Below are 20,254 nucleotides of genomic sequence, written 5' to 3'. Positions count from 1 at the left end.
ATTATAAGAGTCGCAATTTAGTTGCGATTTTATACAATTTTCGATTTTTGATTTGGTTCAATTCTGCTTCTTTGGCACTTTTTTCGATGATAGTCTCAGTTAATTTTTGTTCTGACAGGCGTAGATCATCAATGACGGTCATACGTTCATCAAGCGTCATTTTTTGCTGAGTTATGATTGCCATTCGCTCTTCTAGTAACATGTTCTGTTCATCGATCCTTGCGAATCGCTCGTCATTTACCTTTTTTTGATCCTCAATGACCGTTAGACGGTTTTCAAATTCTTGACCACTTGAAATGAGCATATTTTTAAAATAGCGTAATTCACGTTGTGGATTTTCTGAGTAGCGCTCTATGGCATCAACCAACGGTTTTGTAATGACTGCTAACGACTGCTCTGTGGCAAGCCTAGCTTGCATTTCGTTGAGGCTTTTTTGTTCCTCTCCAAAGTGTGCCAATTTAAATTTGATTTTTCGAACAGCATCGGAAATATCGCCTAGCTCATACGTATCATGCGCTTCATCTAGATAACCTAAGGCAATCATAGCTTTTGCTGCACCACTTGAGGCAACTTGGACGACACCAAGTTTCAAACTTTCAATCATGGTCAAGCCAAATGTTTCCTGTTTAGACGTATTAATATAGATATCATTTGCTTTAACATTTGACCAGTTTTTTTCGCGGTCATTTGTAAATGAGATGTCTTTCAGAGCATGTTTTTGGATATAGTTTTTCAAGAGCTCATAATAGTCATTATCCTGTATGTCTCCAGTAATCACTAGCTCCAAGGTCGGATTCGTGACCTTTATTTCCTGATATATTTTTATCAGCTCCAGCGTATTTTTTCGGTCACCTGTGATCGCATTGACAGAGATGAGTCGTGGCGCACCTTCATTTGCAAGCAAGGCCAATTCAGACACATCTGTATAGGGATAAAAGTGTGAAACAGGAACGGCTTCACTCGCATCTTCTATCTGTTCTTGCAGTTTATCACTTGATGCTAGCAATTCATTTGAAAATCGGCTGATGTAGTCATATTTTTCTTTTGTGTAGCTGAACTCTCCTTCTGGAAATTCATGAATCAACCACAAATGCGGAATATTATTAGCTGCTGCAGCAAAAGAAAGCTGTGGGATATTGGCCGTATTAGTAATAGCAACGTCTATCTGCTCATCACGAATTATCTGCGTTAGCTTTTCTATCGCAAGCATATTGGTGACCGAATCAGTATGATCTGCCAAATTGTCATCTCGCCACCAAGTATAATCAAGTCGGTATGACTTGATTTTGTACTGTGCTAAAAAATCGCTATATTTTTCTGTATTAGGAAAAAGCGTTACGAGTACAATCTCGTAACCCAGTTCCTTCAGGTATTGCATCTGGTGATTCATCGCAATGTCTGCGCCATTTGTCCAGCCACCAACAGGTGATAAAAATAATAGTTTTTTCATAACAATCGCCACGTTTCTAGTTAGGTCGCTAACTTAGATAAATCGTCCTTGTTCTCTCAAAAGAGGGCCAAATAACCCATCATCTTCACGGAGAAAGAAGTTTAGGCCTCTATCCATCCCAACAAAGGCAATTGGTTGATAGTCGCCCTTCATGTTGCTACCGGTAAAGACAGTTGCCAAGATTTTAAAATCCCGATTATTGAAGGATTTGAGTGGTAATGTGTAAACTTTCTCTACAACTGTTGCTTCGTTTGTCCAGGGTGTGAAGATTTCTTGTCTGACACAGCCATCATCAATGATTGAGAGCCCTCCACCACTTGAGGTATCAACGATTGAGAAACCGACGCCACTTGGAATAGCTTCTTTGATGTCGTATGTAATCTTGAAAGATAACTCATCTGATGACGTCAGAACTTCTTTAGACAAAAGTTCTAACTCAAACATGGGTACTTTTTCATTACAACCACTTTTATATTTTGACGTTTCTTCGTTATCTTCTTCTGTTGGATCAAGTTTTTCAAAGTTAGCGCTTGTATAGACGCCGGCCACTTCTGACGGATCGCCACTTGCAACGATTTCACCATTTTTGATCATGATGGCTTTGTTACAGAATTTACGGACCGATCCCATGTCGTGCGTGACTAGGATGATCGTCTTACCTTCTTTTTTCGCTTGTAAAAAGTATTCGCTACATTTACGTTGGAAAGCTTCATCCCCTACTGCTAAAATCTCGTCAAGCACCAAAATATCGGATTTTGCTTGAATCGCAACAGAAAAAGCCAGACGAACTTGCATACCTGATGAATAGTTTTTGAGTTTTTGGTTCATAAACTCATGCAATTCAGCAAAATCAACGATATCTTGATACATATCATCAATTTCTTGCGTTGAAAAACCTAGCATGGCACCATTTAGGTAAACATTTTCATGCCCCGTCAACTCCGGATTAAAACCAACTCCCAACTCTATGAAAGAAACCAGACGCCCATTGATGTCTACTGCTCCTTTTTCTGGTACATAAATCTGAGATATGATTTTTAGTAAAGTTGATTTACCGCTACCATTACGCCCGACAATACCAAAGAAATCACCTTTTTCGACTTCAAAACTAATATCTTTTAGCACTTCTTGTTCGCGGAAGCCTTTGATCCCACGAAAACGATTGACTAGCGTATTACGCAAGCTAGTTGTCGCTTCCGTAGGTAGTTTAAATGATTTTTGAACATGAGTAACTTTAACGGCTATTTCTTTTTTTGTTTCGTTTATTTCAGTCATTATATAATCTCCGCAAATTTTTCGGCATGTTTTTTAAAGATGCTATAGCCAACATATAAGATAACAAAAGGTAAAACATACGGAATTGCAACAATCCATTTGTGGTTAACAAATTCTGTAATTGTTTGATTGGTTGGGCTTATCAGGATATGCCGTAAATCTTGGATGATTGTCGCCAGAGGATTTAGCAGCATAACTGAGAGCACTTTTGTATTAGAAATCATTGAAAGCGGATAAATGATTGGTGTTCCGTACATTCCCGCCTGCATCACAACTTCCCACACTGGTGCGATGTCTCTAAAATAGACAAACATTGTCGCCAAAATAAATGCTATGCCAAGCGAGAAGGCAAACAAAGGAATGATATACAATGGTGCAATCACTGCATATTTCGAAATATCAACACCATTTATGATTGAAAACATCAGTACAACTACTAAGTTAATCAAAAAGTTGATGAAGGCACTGACTGCCACAGACAGAACAATGATTTCTTTTGGAAAACTGAGTTTGCGTAGTAAATCACCACGCGTCACAATGGACGTTAGCCCCATTGATGTTGTTTCAGCAAAAAAGTTCCAGATTACCATCCCTAAAAGCAATGCAACAGCGAAATGTGGAATACCTGCACCAAATTTCAAAAAGTGAATGAAAACGACATACATAACTGTAAATAGCATTAAGGGCTTTAGGATTGACCACAAATGCCCGATAAAACTACCTTGGTAACGCAGTTTGAAATCTGTTTTGACCAACTCTTTCAATAATATCCAGTTTTTTGAACTCATTATTTTTTATATCCTAACTTAGTCACGACGAGTGTCCTAAAGACAAATGTGTGGCATTTTCTATTTTTTTTGAACTGATAATCTCTAAGATACCTTACCCGATTTGAAAAAGTCTGGTTCATCAGTCCTGTGTACTTCTCTGTCAGTTCTCGGTTTTCTTCCGAAAGTGACGGCAGATTTAACAGATTTTCTGCTTGTTTTTGACTTTTTGTAATCAACAACCAGTAACTATTCACTGCATTTAGCGGATTTAGCCACTTACTTAATCGCTTACGAAGCGTCCGAGCCCCCAAAACATTACGATCATGCTGACGGTACAGCTCGCCTGGTTGATCAATATAGATCAGCTTGCCTGTTGCTGTAGCAAGTAGGGCGAGATACCAATCGTGCATGATGATATTATCAGCGCTTAGCCATTTGCTTGCAAGGGCGTGGTTAATCACCGAAACGCCACCTGTGACTGTATTTTCAGTTAATTCCGCAAGAAGGGTTGTATTGGCATGATGACTTTGCGTGCGTATCATCGAAGGCGTGATGACGTTTAAGTTCTGATCAACAACCGTCAGATCCATGTATAGCATGAGTGGCGTTTTCTGATCATGTTTTTGCGCTTCTGACAGCATGGTTTCAAGCTTATCAGAGAGCCACACATCATCTTGATCACTGAAAAAATAATAATCAGCTCGTTCAAGCTTGACAAGCGTGTAAAAACTTTTGATCACACCAAGATTTTCACGCGACGCAGCATTAGGGTTTACTAGCCGTATCCTCTTATCATCTCTAGCGAACTTTGCGATGATATCAAGTGTTTCATCGCTTGAGCCGTCATCTCGAATCAATAGTTGCCAGTCACCAAACGTCTGTTTTTGGATGCTTTCAATCTGCTCAGCTAAAAAACGCGCACCATTGAAAGTCGACATTAGAATATTAACTTTCATTCAAAAATAATCTTTCATACTGGTCGACAACGTGTTCCCATGTGTACTTTTCAACGATAATCTGTCTGGCTTTTTTTGATAAGTCATGCACCTCAGAAGCTGGCAACTGCTCAGCTACTGCGAGCTTTTCTGAGAGATTCTCAAGTGTCCAGTAAATCGCTGAATCCTGTGCAACATTTCGGTTAAAACTCACGTCAAAAACGAGATTAAGTTGTGTTGCCACCATGGCCTCAAGCAAGCCCGGATTGGTGCCACCAACGGCGTGGCCATGGATATAAGCAAAGGCATGCTCCCGAATCGTGGTCAGCTGATCGTTGTCATAGACCGTGCCAACAAATTTGATACGCTTATCTTGTTCAAAATGCGTCAGCGCCATGAGTTTGTTAAAGTAGCTACTGCCAGCATTGTTCGTGATAATCACTAAATCCCGCTTAGTCTTTGACTTCATAAACTCACGGATGATGGTCTCATAGTTATTTTCTGGCACGAAACGCCCAACAACTAGATAATAGTCGTTGGGCACAACGCCATTATCATCAAACCATCTCATATCAAGACTACCTGCAACAACGGGGTTTGTCCCATAGGCAATAACCGTTGATGTCACAGCTTTATATTCGTTTTTCAGATAATCTTCAATGCCTTGATTATCTGAAATGATGAGATCTGCTGTCTGCGCCATTTTCTTTTCAGAATATTTGAGGTAGCTTTGGATTGGTTTGATCCATTTGCTACGTTTCCACTCTAATCCGTCAGGATTAACGTAGAGTTTTCCGCCAATTTTATGGATTTTTCTCGCATATCGTACGATGAAAGCACCCAGTGTGTTGCCTAAAATATAGAAAATAGGCTTCTTGATTTGATTTTCTTTGATATAGTCAAGGCAGTAATTGATGGCATCACGGTCATAAAAAATGACGTTTGCTGCACCAAAATGCCTTGCCTTGATATTGAAAACGTCCGCCGCTTTGTACTCAAAATGACTTCCTGTCACCGTTTCTGAGAGATTGGCAACATGGTATTTAATTTGATCTGTTTGTTGGTGGCTAACGAGCGCTTCGACAAATGTCTCAAACCCGCCGTATTTAGCAGGTAGGCCGCGCGAGCCGATAATAAATACGTGTTGCATTTTTCACCTATTTTCTCACGATATACTTTACTATTATAGCATATTTGCTTTTACTTGTCATTTTCTGCTTAGATATAATCTACCAAATCAAACAAAAAGCCTGCTTAACAAGCAAACTTTTTAGGTTTATAAAGCTTATAAAACGTTTTGTGTTTTGGCATAGTTTGCTTCAACTGCTGCTTTTTCAGCCTGCCACCAGGATTCGTTATCTGTATACCATTTGATTGTTTCTTTAAGACCCGACTCAAAATCCGTGTGTTTCGGTGACCAACCAAGTTCTGTGCGAAGCTTTGTATTGTCAATCGCATAGCGTAAATCGTGGCCCGCACGGTCCGTCACGCGATCATAGGCATCTTTTTCTTGACCCATTTCTGCCAATATTTCTTCCAGCACTTCTTTGTTATTTTTTTCGCCATCAGCACCGATCAGATAGGTTTCACCGAGCTTACCTTTGGTCAGAATAGTCCAGACACCTGACGAATGATCTTCTGTGTGAATCCAGTCACGGACATTTTTGCCATCACCATAGAGTTTAGGACGAATGCCAGCAAGGATGTTGGTAATCTGACGTGGGATGAATTTTTCAATGTGTTGGTAAGGACCGTAGTTATTTGAACAGTTTGAAATTGTCGCACGTAGGCCAAACGAACGCACCCAAGCACGTACAATCAAGTCACTTGCTGCTTTTGTTGAGCTATATGGCGAGCTTGGATTGTAAGGCGTGTGGTCTGTAAACTTCTCACCCGCGCCTTCGCCGTGTCCTGGTAAATCTTCACGATAAGGTAAATCACCATAAACTTCATCTGTTGAGACATGGTGAAAACGCAAATCATACTTGCGTGCTGCCTGAATCAATGTGTATGTCCCGATAAAGTTCGTGTGAATGAACTCATCTTGTGATTTGAGTGAGTTGTCATTGTGAGACTCAGCAGCATAGTGAACAATGGCATCAACCTGTGACGCAAGCTGATCAACAAGCTCAGCATCAGCAATATCACCGACGACAAGTTCAACACGGTCGCCCAAAATATCTGAAATATTAGCTTTATTACCAGCATAAGTCAGCTTATCCAAAACAATGATTTTTTCAATCTCTGGGTGATTGTTATAGACATAATGCACGAAGTTAGAGCCTATGAAGCCAGCACCACCTGTGACAATAATTTTTTTTAGTTCAGTCATACTATTTCCTTACTTATGCTAATTCTTTTTTCAATTCTTCAAGGTAGTCGTCGATTTTGACTAGATAATCTGTTGATTCAAATCCGAGTGCTTGAATTTTCGACAAATCCAAATCCGAATTGACTGGGCGACGGGCGATATAGTCCGTTTCCCCATTATCATTTTTGCGGCTGTAATTTGTTCCAGTCGCTACAAATCCTTGATTTTTATAGTAGTCATCAGTTGTGACAGGTGTCACGTCCGCTTTATCTCTGCCGAGTTTGTCAAAGATGTACTGCGTGATTTCAAACAAACTCTTGACTTGCCCTGAGTTAGTCAGGTTGTAGACGCCATTTTCAGCATCTCTCGTCAGAAGGAAGTCAACCGCTCTGACCATCTCATCCACGTAGGTCTGACGACCATATTGATCGCTTGCCACACTTGGCTTGACGCCTTTTAAAGCCAAGTTTGCCATGATTTTGACAAAGTTCGTACCCTTACCCTGTGCGCCTGAAACACCTTTTCCGATGACCCAGCTTGAGCGCAGGATGAACCATTTATCTGGCGCATTTTCTAAAATCGCAGCGTCGCCTAAGGCTTTTGTTTCACCATAAACGGATAATGCTGAGAAACTTTCAGTTTCTTTGTGATTTTTTTGAGCGCCATCAAAAACATAGTCTGACGAGATGTGCACGAGCGGGATATGGTTTATTTTTGCAAACTCAGCCAAGTAGGCTACGCCAGTTGCGTTGATTGCTTTGACTTTTTCGTACAAGTCTGGATTTTCAGCAGCATCAACTTGCGTCCATGCTGCCGAGTTTAAGATGACTGTGTAATCGCTAAAAGCGATTTTTTCCAAACTTGCTTTTGATGACAGATCAATGTCTGGAAAGTCGAGCAAATCAGCTTGCGGATATTTTTCTTTGAACCCTTGCCCCAGCTGACCACCACCGATAATCAGCGGCTTTTCAAGATAATTTGTCATCTTACAAGTCTTCCTTTCTGAGTGCTGTCACATCTACAAGTAGCGGGTGATGTTTGTCCGCGTCACTCACTTCCGCATTTGCGACGTCTTCCCATTTGATACCAAGTGCAGGATCTGCATAGTTGACAAAGGCATACTTAGGTTTGAGTTCAAGCGCCCAGTAGTCATTGACAAGGTAGCTGTAGGAAACAAAATCAGACAGTACTTGAAAGCCATTTGCGACACCGCGCGGCACGAAAATACCTTTACTTGCATCAATCACTGTTTGGTAGACATTACCAAAGCTATCGCCTTCACGCAAATCGACCCAAGCACCTAGTACACTGCCGTTGTCAGCAACGGAGATGTATTTGTCCCATGGTTCAGCATGCAAGCCACGCAAGACGTTCTGACGTGAAAATGAGACATTGTTTTGAAGTTTATCTTCAGCAAAAAAACTTTCTGGAAAGCCCAGCGGTACCATTTTTTCCTTTTGAAAATTTTCCTTAAACCAACCACGATTGTCGCCATGAACTGGAATGTCAAACTCAAGCATACCAGGAATATCAGCAATTTCTCGCACCGCTAATTTCTTTTCAAAAAAATTGTCTGTCATGATTAGTCAGCCTCCACAAGTCTCAGTAAGTATTGCCCGTATTCATTTTTCTTAAGGGGTTGTGCAAGTTCGATGACTTGCTCACGTGTGATATAGCCCATACGATAAGCAATTTCTTCGAGATTTGCTACTTGCACGTTTTGCATGCGTTGAACAGTCTCTATGTATTGCGCCGCTTCTAAAAGCGATTCATGAGTCCCTGTATCAAGCCAGGCAAATCCACGCCCCATGAGTTCAACCTCTAAGTCGCCACGTCTCAAGTATGCAGCGTTGACGTCAGTGATTTCAAGCTCACCTCGTGGTGATGGTTTAATGTTTTTGGCAATCTCAACAACGTCATTGTCATAGAAATATAGCCCAGTAATCGCATAGTTGGATTTTGGATGCGCTGGTTTTTCTTCAACAGAAATCGCCCGCATGTCGCGGTCAAATTCAACGACACCAAAACGTTCTGGATCCTTGACTTGGTAGCCAAAAACAGTCGCGCCATTTTTTTTAGCAGCAGCACGGCCGAGCATACTAGACATACCAGGTCCATAGTAGATGTTGTCGCCCAAAATCAAGGCAACATTGTCATTACCGATAAAGTCAGCGCCAATGATAAATGCCTGCGCCAAGCCATCAGGACTCGGCTGCTCAGCATAGCTAAGTGAGATACCAAACTCACTGCCATCGCCCAAAAGTTCTTCAAACCGCGGCAAATCTGTCGGTGTCGAAATAATCAAAATATCTTTAATCCCTGCAAGCATCAAAGTTGATAGCGGATAATAAATCATCGGTTTATCGTAAATCGGCATCAATTGCTTAGATGCCGCACGTGTTAAAGGATAAAGGCGCGTCCCTGAACCGCCTGCTAAAATGATACCTTTTGTCATGAAAAGCCTCTTTTCTTATTCTAAATTAACATCATTTAACTCAATTATATCATATATTTTTTTAATGTGGTTCAGTTAAAATGCTTTACCAATCACAAAAGTCACAAGCATGGTCAAGCACCCGACAGTAATATTTCTGATCACTGCTGGACGCTTTGGCGAATCGCCTAACTGTGCACTTGTAAATCCTGTGATGAGTAATGCTAACACCACGACTAAAACCGTTGCGATAACCCGAATATTGCTTGGAAAAAGCAGGACAGACAACATCGGAAATAAGGCGCCGATTGTAAACGAGAAAAAGCTTGAAAATGCCGCATGCCACGGATTTGTATAGTTACCAATTTCAACATTATACTTGTTGCGAATATAGTCTGTAAAGTCTGTACCGGTTAAGGTCGTGTCACGCTTTTCACGTTCAACGACCGCAATCTCTGCGTCTCGCTGTGTGCTGACCGACACGTACTCCCCACCCGCCATCGAAAACGCCCCTGCTAGCACAGCAGATACTCCTGACAGTAAGATCACCCAAATCTTATCTGTCGCTGTCGCAACGCCGATGACGACACCTGCAACAGAGATAATACCGTCATTGGCACCCAAAACGCCAGCTCGTAAAATATTGACTTTTTCTGTTAAACTCTGTTCTTTGAAGTCTTTTGCCACATGATCTCCTAGTCTAGTTTTGCGAAAAAAGAAAGCTCGTTATTGCTAGCGAGCTTTCCTTTTTAAGCCTTATCTGCTACCAACTCAACGGTAATCTGGGATCATTTTAGTTGTATGATAGACGTTTGCAATGCGCTCTGTCGCACCAGGCTCAACTGCTTCAAGTGCTTGTGAAATTTCGTCATATGAACCTGCATAATTGCGGTCACGCTCAAATAACTGATAAGCGCGCGCAATACTTTTAGCAATCGCTTCATTTGTTGTTTTGTATCGGTTGGCGTATTGCATCAAATCTTCTGCCACTCTTGCCTTGTCGACAAGATCATCCGTTGCATCTTTGAGATTTGCCATATCTTCTGTGGTCACATCGACCAAGTGATTGACGCCGTCAATGTTGATTTTCACTTTATTGAGCTCTTTGTACAGGGATTGAACGCGTTCTGACGTTGCAAAAAACTTGTCCAGATAGGCTTGTGGTAAGCCTGGGAGATTGCGTTTATCCACAAAGCGTTTGATAATCCGAATCTCTCGATCAAAGGTATCTGCAGCATCCTGTGCCACTTTTTCTTGTTTGCGTAAATCTTGCAAATCCATTGAAATTTTCAGTTGATTTTTTTCAATATCATCCAAAGTACTGATGATCGTGTCAACTTCTTTTCCTAACAAACTATATGGCTGCGCATTTTCTTGGATTACTTCCAGTAATTCTTTAGAACCTGCATCAAGCTGCTCAAGCTGTTCTTGATAATTACGAACTGTGCCCATTTCATTTCCTGTCAGCACATAAGCCTGAGAGACATGATCGATTTCCAACAGGAGATTTTTATTATTCCCACGTGTGTGTTCGATGTAATCTTTGATAATACCTGAATTTTTTGCGACGTCACGACGTGCTTTGTATTCATTTTCAAAAATCTCGTACAAACTATCAAGATTGAGCTGGATCTGTTCAAGCTGCGCATCAGCGCGGTCAAGCTCGAAGTTTTCGATAAAGACTGATGATTGTTTCAGGTTATCACGAACCTCTTGCAAGCGTTCTTCAACCTGAGCAGACTCAGGTAGTTTGAAGTCTTGCGCCAAGAACTCTTGATAGCCTTGCTCAATCTCATCAATCTGTTTAGGATACGTTTCAGTCAACTCAACCACAACACTCGGGATACGTTCAGCAATCGCACCAAGCGCAATTGTATGCTCTTCGGCTGTTTCAAGCACTTCTGATGCCTCAATCGGATCCCCCGTCGAGTTAAGCTGCACAAATTGATTGAACTCAGTTTCGATGTTATCCAACTGTGTTTCAAGCTCTCCAATCGCTGCGCCGTATTTGTCAGCATTATCCGTAATTTCCGCGCGAAGTGCATCATACAAGTCAAGAGAATCTTGAATTTTCGACGAATTGATTGTTTCTTGCTTCGTCAGATCAGCGATTCCGTCACGAATGGCTTGAACATCATCTTCCATCAGCTCAATTTGACCTTCTGACGCATCTACAGACGCACGTGCCCGAACGAATCTAAAGGAATCATTAAGCTGTTCAGCTTCGAAAATATGATTTTCCAAGTCAGCAAATGAATTTGACGATAAGTCAATCCATTTTTGATTCCATTCACGAAAAAGTGTTTGACTTTGACCAACCAGGTGCAATTTTTTGACATTGTCAATCTCATCTTGCACAGGTAAATCAAATAAGTCTTCTTTTCGCTCTTCAAGTGCAATAATTCTGTCTTCAGTTCTTTTGCGCAGCAACATTGTCACAACATAAAAAATGACAACGACTGCAACTAGCACTACTATGGCGATTATGATACTTTTAGGCATTCTTTTTTCTCTCCATCACGGGTCTGTTTTTCATTAAAATCTAGTCTACGAATTTATAAATTCCGTGTTTCATTATACCATATTTAGACAAAAAAATACACCGAAAGTTGTATTTCAGTGTATTTTATCGCATTTTTCCTGCTAATTATTTTTCAAGTGCGGCAGCCATTGTCGCTTGAACTTCAGCTTCAAAGTTATTAGCTGCTTTTTCGATTCCTTCGCCAACTTCAAAACGAGCAAATGTAATCGCTTTAGCTGATTTAGATTCGAGGAATTTTTCGACTGTTTTGCTATCGTCCATCACGTAAAGTTGTGACAAAAGGGCATTTTCTTGGTCGATTTGTGTGTTATCAACGATGAATTTTGCCATTTTACCTGGCAAGATTTTATCCCAGATTTTTTCAGGTTTACCTTCAGCTTTAAGTTCTTCTTTGAACTCAGCTTCAACTTTCGCCAAAACGTCATCCGTCAATTGTGAAGCTGAACCAAATTCTGGTACGTGCAAGAATGCTTTACCAGTACGTTTGCGGTCTTCGTTTTCGATTTCGATACGTGAGATCAATGCTGTTGTTTCGCTTACAACAAAGTCATGATCAAGTTCTTCAGCGGATAAAACGCTAGGGCTCATCGCTGCAACGTGCATGGCAACTGCTTTAGGAAGAGCTTCATCGCCACCTTCGATAACTGTTACAACTCCGATGCGTCCGCCATTATGTTGGTAGGCGCCAAAGTTTTGTGCATCTGTTTTTTCAACCAATACAAAACGACGGAAAGCGATTTTTTCGCCGATTGTTGATGTTGCTTCGACATAAGCTTCTTCCAAAGTTTTGCCTGCTACTGTTTTGATTGCAAGCGCTTCTTCGTTGTTAGCTGGTTTGTTTTTAGCAATCAATTCTGCTGTTTCATTAACCAAAGTAACGAATTGGTCGTTTTTAGCAACAAAGTCAGTTTCTGAGTTGATTTCAACGATTGCAGCAACATTGCCATCAACGTAGACACCTGTCAGACCTTCTGCCGCAACACGGTCAGCTTTCTTAGCTGCTTTTGCGATACCTTTTTCACGGAGCAAGTCAATTGCTTTTTCCATGTCTCCATCAACTTCAACAAGTGCTTTTTTGGCATCCATGATCCCTGCACCAGTTTTTTCACGCAATTCTTTTACTTGAGCTGCTGTAACTGCCATTTTGAGTTTCTCCTTTTATAAAAAAGAGGACTGAGGCGTAGGCCTCGCCCTCTTTCGATTGTTTGTTATAGTCTAAATTCGTACTGGTCAACACTAAAGTAGTTTAGACTTCTTTAGTACCTTCCACAACTTCTACCAATTCTTCGATTGATTCTGCTGAGGCTGGTTCTGCAACATTTGCATCGCTTGCTTCAACTGAATCTTCGCCTTGACGGCCTTCGATGATGGCATCAGCCATTTTACCTGTGATGAGTTTAACCGCACGGATTGCATCGTCATTGGCTGGGATGATAACGTCAATTGGATCAGGATCCGCATTTGTATCAACCATAGCAACGATTGGAATATTCAATTTAGTTGCTTCTTGAACAGCGATTTGTTCTTTATGTGGATCCACGATGTAGATAACATCTGGAATACGTGGCATATCAGCAATACCGCCCAAGAATTTTTCAAGACGATCACGTTGCTTGTTAAGTAAAACAACTTCTTTTTTAGGAAGAACGTCAAAAGTACCGTCTTCTTCCATTTTGTTGATTTCTTTCAAACGCGCAATACGTTTTTGAATTGTACCCCAGTTTGTCAAGGTACCACCCAACCAACGGTGATTGATGTAGTATTGACCAGCACGGAGCGCTTCTTCTTTAACAGCTTCAGCAGCTTGTTTTTTCGTCCCTACAAAAAGGACAACAGCGCCATTTGCAGCTGCATCGCGTACATAGTTGTAAGCATCATCAGCCAGTTTAACTGTTTTTTGCAAGTCGATAACGTGGATACCGTTACGTTCTGTAAAGATGAACGGTTTCATTTTTGGGTTCCAGCGACGTGTTTGGTGACCGAAGTGAACACCTGCTTCGAGCAATTGTTTCATTGAAATTACTGCCATGAGTAAATTCTCCTTTATTTAAGATAGTTTTGCCTCTTTTGACCGTCAACTCGCACCGCTACTTGCATCATCTGCAAGCACTACGGCACAATCTTGTCAAAATGTGAGTTGTCGTTGCTAACCGCAACCATTTCATTATACACAATTTTGTTGCGTTTGACAAGCATTTACCGCTATTTTTTCAGTTAAATCAGTGATTGTAAAAATCAAACAAGTCGCCGATTGTCCCTTTGAACTCAACCTTTTTACCGTCAATGCTGACTTCATCAACTTCATAATGGTCTTGAATCGCAGGAATTTCACGCAATTGTAGCATGATGAATTCTGCAACATCTTTAAACGTCTTTGTTTCTGCGGCATTTGCACCGTTGTGATATGTGATTTTCATGAGATTACCTCCAAACTTTATTATACACTTTTTGGCTAAAAAGAGTTAATTTCTTGCTTTCACATCTTGTGCTGTGTGTAGGCTAAACAAAACAGCACGCGCGATGGGCTGTGCGATAAGCATCTCTACGATCAGCGCAATGGTGAAATTTCTTGGCCATTTGTAAAAAAATTGTTGAACTGGTGCGAGACTCAATGTCTTTGTTGCAATCATTGCGCCTACGATTGTCATCAGAACTGACATCATGGCGACATTGATCAGGATTGTCATGGTGATTTTGGCGTTAAAACTATCGGTTTCTGACGTGATTTTGCTGGCTAGATTTTCTGCTGGTTTATGCGTGAGCAAGACAAAAATAACGATTGCAATTAACAAAAATGGTACAGAATTCAGTGTATGTTGCCATGTAGCTAGGCTAAATCCAGCTTCAAATCCCGCGATGATGGGTGCAATGATATTGACCGAGATGAGTGAGACAATGACTAAAAATAAAATAAATTCCTTGCCGTTGCGTGGGAGTTTCATGTAAAATGCCATGAGTGATAGACCTCTTTTTCTATTTTTACCGCAAAAAAAATAGCGCAAAGGCAGCTAGTGAATCGCTAGCAACATCCTTTACGCTGAACCATTATACGCAGTAAATTAACTCTAGTATAACACAAAAAAATCGTTTTCGTAAGCACCTTTTTATGAAATCTCACACATCTTGGGCGTTGTAACTTCTGAAAAGTTACAAAATACTGTCTGTTTTAGCACGTCCACACGAATTAACAAACAACAAAAATACCACGCTATCGTGGTATTTTTACATTTATCTATTTAATTACGCTTTATAGTCGTAACATGTTTCTATAATCCCCTTCAATTCAGAAATCAGAGGTTCTTTTGGATTAGCAGTTGTACATTGGTCTTCGTAAGCTTTTTCAGCCAAGTGGTCAATTTCTGCCTCCATTTGTTTTTTCGTCAAGCCTTGTGATTTCCAGTTCATCTCGATACCTGTAGCAATTCCAAGATTGTAGACGGCACTTGCAAGCGCTTCAACGAGTTCAGCCGTTGTGTCTCCTTTCAGACCAAGGAAACGTGCAATGTCTGCATAGTCAGTGTCCGCACGGAAGAAGTCGTATTTCGGGAACATGGCATGTTTTTGCGGATCTTTTGCGTTATAACGGATGACATGTGGCAAGAGAATCGCATTTGTACGGCCGTGAGGAATGTTCCACGCACCACCAACTTTGTGAGCGATTGAATGGGAAATACCTAGAAAAGCATTGGCAAAGGCCATACCAGCCATGGTTGATGCATTATGCATTTTTTCGCGTGCTAATTCATCACCCGTTTTCACAGATTGTTCCAAGTAGTCAAAGACGATTTTGATAGCCTGCAATGACAACCCACGTGTGTAGTCTGACGCCATAACTGAAACATATGACTCGATGGCGTGCGTCAGAACATCCATACCAGTATCAGCTGTCACACTTGCTGGCACTGACATGACAAGCTGCGGATCGATGATAGCAACATCAGGCGTCAAAGCGTAGTCTGCAAGTGGGTATTTCGTATGGTCGTCAGAATCCGTGATAACCGCAAACGGTGTCACTTCACTACCTGTACCAGATGTTGTCGGGATACAGATGAACGTTGCTTTTTCAGCATAGTCAATCTTATAGGCACGTTTACGAATGTCAAGGAATTTTTGTTTAGCACCAAAGAATGAAGTCTCAGGATGCTCGAAGAACATCCACATGCCTTTAGCTGCATCCATTGCTGAACCGCCACCAAGTGCGATAACCACATCCGGTTGGAACCGGTCGAAAATTTCAAGACCTTTGTAAACCGTGTTAGTTGATGGGTTTGGCTCAACATCTGAGAAAACTTCTACTTTTGGATCGTTAGGATTTTTTTCAAGTTGTTTCCGAACGAGGTCCGCATAGCCAAATTGTACCATTCCTGGATCACATACGAGCATCACGCGTTCTGCTTTGATTTGTTGCAAGTAAGTGATTGAATTTTTTTCAAAATAGACTTTCGGTGGCAATTTGAACCATTGCATATTATTTCTCCGTTTTGCAAGTGTTTTGACATTGATCAAATCTACAGCTGAGACATTGTGTGACACTGAGTTATGGCCATATGAACCACAGCCAAGTGTCAATGATGGCAACATTTCGTTATAGATATTACCGATGCCACCTTCAGCAGATGGTGTGTTAACCAAGATACGACAAGCTTTCATGCGAATGCCAAACTGCAGAGCCAAGTCCTCATCTTCTGTATGGATAACTGCCGTGTGACCCAAACCGCCAAGATCAAGCATGGCTTCACAAAGATCAAGTCCTTCTTCTGTCGAGTTTGCTTTCACCATAGCAAGTACGGGCGATAGTTTTTCACGTGACAGTGGGAAGTCAGCGCCAACGCCGCCAATCTCAGCAATCAGAAGTTTTGTTTCTTCTGGCACTTTGATGCCTGCAAGCTCAGCGATGAATTTTGCAGAATAGCCTACAATTTTGGGATTAACTGCATGACCGTCAGGCAACATCACAGCTGCTTCTAGTTTTTTGAGTTCTGCTTCTGATGACACGATATAAGCGTTGTGTGCCAAAAATTCAGCTTTGACGTCGTTATAGACTTCGTTATCAACGATGATAGCTTGTTCTGACGCACAAATCATCCCATTATCAAACGTTTTTGACAAGAATAAATCGTTCACCGCACGTTTAATTTTCGCGTCTTTTGTGATATACGACGGCGTGTTACCTGGACCAACGCCGAGGGCAGGTTTCCCAGTAGAGTAAGCTGCTTTTACCATGCCTGCACCTCCTGTCGCAAGCACGGTTGCGATTGTCGGGTGGTTCATGAGCAAATTTGTCGCTTCGATTGACGGCACTGTTACCCACTGGATACAGTTTTTAGGTGCACCAGCTGCAACTGCCGCATCTAGCACGGTTTGTGCCGCTGCTGCAGATGATTTTTGAGCTGATGGGTGAAAAGCAAAGATGATGGGATTACGCGTTTTGATTGCGATCATTGATTTGAAAATTGTTGTTGACGTCGGATTCGTCGTTGGTGTCACACCACAGATAACACCGACAGGTTCAGCAATTTCGATGATGCCTGCTTCTTTGTCTTCGTTGATTACGCCGACAGTTTTGTTATCTTTGATGGCGTTCCAGATGTACTCAGAAGCGTACATATTTTTGATTGCCTTATCCTCATAGATTCCGCGGCCAGTTTCTTCGACTGCCATCTTAGCCAGTGGCATGTGTCTATCAAGCGCCGCCATTGACATCTCGTGCACGATATGGTCAACTTGTGCTTGGTTCAATTTTTCAAGCTCTTTTAGCGCTTGAGCCCCTTTTGCTGCAAGATCATCAATCATGCCTGCAACGTCAAATGTTTCTGTTTTTTCTACCGTTTTCGTAGCCATCTTTTTCTCCTTATGATAAATAAATAGGTTGCAAATTAGAACACGATAAGTTAGTGAATTAAATAACTTATCTTTATATCTTTATTATATCATAATGTAAGCGTTTGTAAAGCCTATTTTATGGGATTTTTGCTTGTGAAATTCAAAAGTTTGTGAATTTATTTTCTAAATCGCTCACAAGTCGCCATATCAGTGCACACGTTTTCACAAATAATAGTAAAAAAAATTTCGTCAGAAGAGATTTCACAAACTCTTCTGACGAAATGCTATTATTTTTCAAGATACTTAATCGCATCATCAACTGTTTTAACCGGTACAATCTTCATCTTTGTACCCAGTTTTTCAGCCGCAGCCTTTGCTTCAGCATAATTCGTCTTGATAGAAGGATCAGCTTTTTTCATTGCTTTCGTGATCTTGTCATCAGGTGCAAAAAAGATAACTGCACCATTTTTACTTGCCGTGGCAACTTTTTTATCAATCCCTCCGATTCGTCCGACAGTGCCATCCGCCTCAATCGTACCAGTCCCCGCAATCTTTTGACCATTTGTCAGATCCTTGCCAACAAGCTGCGAATAAATCTCGAGCGTAAACATCATCCCAGCAGACGGCCCACCAATCGCTCCCGCATCAACCTTAACCGCAGGTGTACTCTTGACAGAAGTGTGATCAACTAAAGTAATGCCAATCCCCGCATGCCCGTCAGCCAACTTAATCGTTTTGCCAGTAGCTGAGCGCTTCTGACTACTATCATCCGTGTACTGCACCGAGATTTTATCGCCGATTTTCTGCGATTTGATGTAGGCCATCAGCTCGTTAGATGATTTGAACGACTTATTATTCACACCCGTCACGGTATCAGCGATCTCAAGGATATTTTTGAAAGTCGATTTTTCGCTCACATCAAGCACATAAACACCCTGGTAATCAAGCTCAAATGGCTTTTTAGCCAACTTAAAGGCCTCATAAACAGCCGTATTTTGTGCACTCTCCATGTAAAACTCATTCATCCGTGTGTAGTCGCTGTCAGACTGATCCCCCATCATATCCGCCTTACTATAAACATCTGTGAAGTTCGTCAGAGCCGCGTAGGCGAGCGTCGCACCCGTTGCGCGCATCATGGAAACCGTCGTCAGATTGAGCGACCCTTTTTCCTTGAGCTTACTATGATCAACTTTGACCATAGCACCAACATTTTCAGTCGTCCCAGGCGCCTCCACATAGTAGGGCAATGGTAGTAGCACAGCAACTAGCAAAACAACGACGACAAGTCCAGAAATTAACCACCATTTATTGATAAAACGTTTATTTTTTTTCAAACTTCTTCTCCAACTCTACTCTGACCATATCAGGTACCCACCTAGAAATATCAGCACCATAATGTGCCAATTCCTTAATTCGCGTACTGTTGACATGCTGTAATTCAGGTCGGGCCATAAGTAGAACCGTCTCAACCCCCGTCATCTGAGCATTGTAATAAAGCATCTCTGACTCATAGGTCAGATCAGCTGCGTTTCGCACACTTCTGAGCAATGCCGTCACCCCCAGTTGCTGTGCAACATTGACTGTCAAATCAGACGCATGAACAATCACCTCGACATTATCAAAATCCGTCATAAGTCGCTCAAATAAGATCTTGCGCTCAGCTGTCGAAAACAAAGGCTGCTTACTATCGTTTTGAAAAACACCCACATACAGCTTATCAAATAGCTTAGCACCGCGTGCAATCACGTCCAAATGCCCATTTGTCATCGGATCAAACGACCCTGTAAATAGTCCAATCGTCATCTACTAACCTCATTTCTCTCATAAATCGTAATTCTACTAATCCCGTACACCTTCTCTTTAGCACAAGAAAAACTCCCGATAGTTTCCGGTAACATGACGTTTTTATCGGTTTCACAGACAATGGTAGCAGAACTTGTTATAAGTGATTTTTCTTCTAAAAAAGTGATGTCCTTGACAACCTGTTCCTCAGCATAAGGTGGATCAAGAAACACCAAGTCGAAAGCCATATCAACCAAGGAAAGCGCCCGTTCTGACGACATCTTCATCAGACTAAACCGCTCAGTTTCTTTCGTCATCTCGATATTTTCTATGATGATTTGTTGCGCCTTGCGATCACGTTCCACCAAAACAGCAGCATCTGCCCCGCGAGAAACAGCCTCAATTGACAAGCTGCCAGACCCAGCGTATAGATCTAGCACTCGACCACCTTCAAAAAATTGCCCAAGCATTGAAAAGATGGCGCCTTTTACCTTATCACTTGTCGGACGTGTTGTCTTGCCATCCAATGTCTTAAGCGGTCTCCCACCAAAAATACCTGCTACAACACGCATAGCTACCTCCAAAATTTTTCTTATTCATTTCATTATAACAAAAAAGACAACCTAACAGGTTGTCTACTTATCGGGAAGACAGGATTCGAACCTGCGACACCTTGGTCCCAAACCAAGTACTCTACCAAGCTGAGCTACTTCCCGTGGTGCTGATATCTTCATGACATATGAGATAATTTAAGAATTGCTAAGCACTTCCAAACTACCTTACACCAAAATTTCCTTCACTTACAAAACTAAGTTCGTAATACCCAGAAAATTTTGATGCACCCAGCAGGATTCGAACCTGCAACCGCCTGATTCGTAGTCAGGTACTCTATCCAGTTGAGCCATGGGTGCGACTCTTTAACTCATCATACC

General features: G+C 41.5%; 19 protein-coding genes and 2 tRNA genes. All 21 read right to left on the bottom strand.

The genetic code is table 11. The features are described from left to right. Position 1: 1 nt before the first annotated feature. The 21 genes from Hs20B_RS07215 to Hs20B_RS07115 all read right to left on the bottom strand — a co-directional run bounded on the left by Hs20B_RS07215 (position 2) and on the right by Hs20B_RS07115 (position 20,233). Positions 2-1,450: a glycosyltransferase gene (locus Hs20B_RS07215; RefSeq protein ID WP_172357065.1), complete on the bottom strand. Its 1,449-nt coding sequence runs from the start codon at positions 1,448-1,450 to the stop codon at positions 2-4. 33 nt (positions 1,451-1,483) lie between these two features. Continuing rightward, on the bottom strand, positions 1,484-2,725 hold the full coding sequence (locus tag Hs20B_RS07210) for an ABC transporter ATP-binding protein (RefSeq protein ID WP_172357063.1): 1,242 nt from the start codon (positions 2,723-2,725) through the stop codon (positions 1,484-1,486). Beyond that, entirely contained in the window at positions 2,725-3,513 is a 789-nt protein-coding gene (locus Hs20B_RS07205) for an ABC transporter permease (RefSeq protein WP_172357061.1), read from the bottom strand. The genes Hs20B_RS07210 and Hs20B_RS07205 overlap by 1 nt, the downstream gene beginning before the upstream one ends. Next, positions 3,513-4,451: a glycosyltransferase family 2 protein gene (locus tag Hs20B_RS07200; protein WP_172357059.1), complete on the bottom strand. Its 939-nt coding sequence runs from the start codon at positions 4,449-4,451 to the stop codon at positions 3,513-3,515. Before Hs20B_RS07200 ends, Hs20B_RS07205 begins: the two co-directional genes overlap by 1 nt. Then, on the bottom strand, positions 4,441-5,580 hold the full coding sequence (gene cps2T, locus Hs20B_RS07195) for a beta 1-4 rhamnosyltransferase Cps2T (protein WP_172357057.1): 1,140 nt from the start codon (positions 5,578-5,580) through the stop codon (positions 4,441-4,443). Before cps2T ends, Hs20B_RS07200 begins: the two co-directional genes overlap by 11 nt. A 135-nt stretch (positions 5,581-5,715) precedes the next feature. Beyond that, positions 5,716-6,762, bottom strand: a complete 1,047-nt coding sequence (gene rfbB, locus Hs20B_RS07190) for a dTDP-glucose 4,6-dehydratase (protein ID WP_172357055.1) — start codon at positions 6,760-6,762, stop codon at positions 5,716-5,718. A 13-nt stretch (positions 6,763-6,775) separates the two neighbouring features. Next, on the bottom strand, positions 6,776-7,726 hold the full coding sequence (locus Hs20B_RS07185) for an SDR family oxidoreductase (protein WP_172357053.1): 951 nt from the start codon (positions 7,724-7,726) through the stop codon (positions 6,776-6,778). Between the two features lies 1 nt (position 7,727). Continuing rightward, the gene (locus Hs20B_RS07180) at positions 7,728-8,321 is read right to left on the bottom strand and encodes a dTDP-4-dehydrorhamnose 3,5-epimerase family protein (RefSeq protein ID WP_172357051.1); all 594 of its coding nucleotides are present in this window, start codon (positions 8,319-8,321) and stop codon (positions 7,728-7,730) included. Positions 8,322-8,323: 2 nt separating this feature from the next. Further along, positions 8,324-9,196: a glucose-1-phosphate thymidylyltransferase RfbA gene (gene rfbA, locus Hs20B_RS07175; RefSeq protein WP_172357049.1), complete on the bottom strand. Its 873-nt coding sequence runs from the start codon at positions 9,194-9,196 to the stop codon at positions 8,324-8,326. Between the two features lie 75 nt (positions 9,197-9,271). Continuing rightward, positions 9,272-9,862, bottom strand: a complete 591-nt coding sequence (locus Hs20B_RS07170; RefSeq protein ID WP_172357047.1) for a VIT1/CCC1 transporter family protein — start codon at positions 9,860-9,862, stop codon at positions 9,272-9,274. 84 nt (positions 9,863-9,946) lie between these two features. Further along, positions 9,947-11,677 carry a septation ring formation regulator EzrA gene (gene ezrA, locus Hs20B_RS07165; protein WP_172357045.1) on the bottom strand — a complete coding sequence of 577 codons (1,731 nt, stop codon included), beginning with the start codon at positions 11,675-11,677 and terminating at the stop codon, positions 9,947-9,949. A gap of 145 nt (positions 11,678-11,822) precedes the next feature. After that, positions 11,823-12,860: a translation elongation factor Ts gene (gene tsf / locus Hs20B_RS07160; protein WP_172357043.1), complete on the bottom strand. Its 1,038-nt coding sequence runs from the start codon at positions 12,858-12,860 to the stop codon at positions 11,823-11,825. A gap of 103 nt (positions 12,861-12,963) precedes the next feature. Then, positions 12,964-13,746, bottom strand: coding sequence for a 30S ribosomal protein S2 (gene rpsB, locus Hs20B_RS07155; RefSeq protein ID WP_172357041.1), 783 nt, complete (start codon positions 13,744-13,746; stop codon positions 12,964-12,966). A 190-nt stretch (positions 13,747-13,936) separates the two neighbouring features. Then, positions 13,937-14,134 (bottom strand): DUF4649 family protein, encoded by a 198-nt coding sequence (locus tag Hs20B_RS07150; RefSeq protein WP_172357039.1) that lies wholly within the window; start codon positions 14,132-14,134, stop codon positions 13,937-13,939. 45 nt (positions 14,135-14,179) lie between these two features. Further along, positions 14,180-14,671 carry a DUF2798 domain-containing protein gene (locus Hs20B_RS07145; RefSeq protein ID WP_172357037.1) on the bottom strand — a complete coding sequence of 164 codons (492 nt, stop codon included), beginning with the start codon at positions 14,669-14,671 and terminating at the stop codon, positions 14,180-14,182. A 286-nt stretch (positions 14,672-14,957) separates the two neighbouring features. After that, on the bottom strand, positions 14,958-17,558 hold the full coding sequence (gene adhE / locus Hs20B_RS07140) for a bifunctional acetaldehyde-CoA/alcohol dehydrogenase (protein ID WP_172357035.1): 2,601 nt from the start codon (positions 17,556-17,558) through the stop codon (positions 14,958-14,960). Between the two features lie 269 nt (positions 17,559-17,827). Continuing rightward, the gene (locus tag Hs20B_RS07135) at positions 17,828-18,874 is read right to left on the bottom strand and encodes a SepM family pheromone-processing serine protease (protein ID WP_172357033.1); all 1,047 of its coding nucleotides are present in this window, start codon (positions 18,872-18,874) and stop codon (positions 17,828-17,830) included. After that, the gene (gene coaD / locus Hs20B_RS07130) at positions 18,861-19,343 is read right to left on the bottom strand and encodes a pantetheine-phosphate adenylyltransferase (RefSeq protein ID WP_172357031.1); all 483 of its coding nucleotides are present in this window, start codon (positions 19,341-19,343) and stop codon (positions 18,861-18,863) included. The genes Hs20B_RS07135 and coaD overlap by 14 nt, the downstream gene beginning before the upstream one ends. Then, positions 19,340-19,894 carry a 16S rRNA (guanine(966)-N(2))-methyltransferase RsmD gene (rsmD, locus tag Hs20B_RS07125; protein ID WP_172357029.1) on the bottom strand — a complete coding sequence of 185 codons (555 nt, stop codon included), beginning with the start codon at positions 19,892-19,894 and terminating at the stop codon, positions 19,340-19,342. The genes coaD and rsmD overlap by 4 nt, the downstream gene beginning before the upstream one ends. Positions 19,895-19,964: 70 nt before the next feature. After that, a tRNA-Pro gene (locus Hs20B_RS07120) sits at positions 19,965-20,038 on the bottom strand. A gap of 121 nt (positions 20,039-20,159) precedes the next feature. Beyond that, a tRNA-Arg gene (locus Hs20B_RS07115) sits at positions 20,160-20,233 on the bottom strand. Positions 20,234-20,254: the final 21 nt, after the last annotated feature.

The sequence above is a fragment of the Pseudolactococcus insecticola genome, from assembly GCF_011170065.1.
In the GTDB taxonomy this organism is placed as follows: Bacteria; Bacillota; Bacilli; order Lactobacillales; family Streptococcaceae; genus Pseudolactococcus; species Pseudolactococcus insecticola.
The sequence above is the reverse complement of the archived record's forward strand: the minus strand, read 5'-3'. Positions and strand labels throughout refer to the sequence as shown.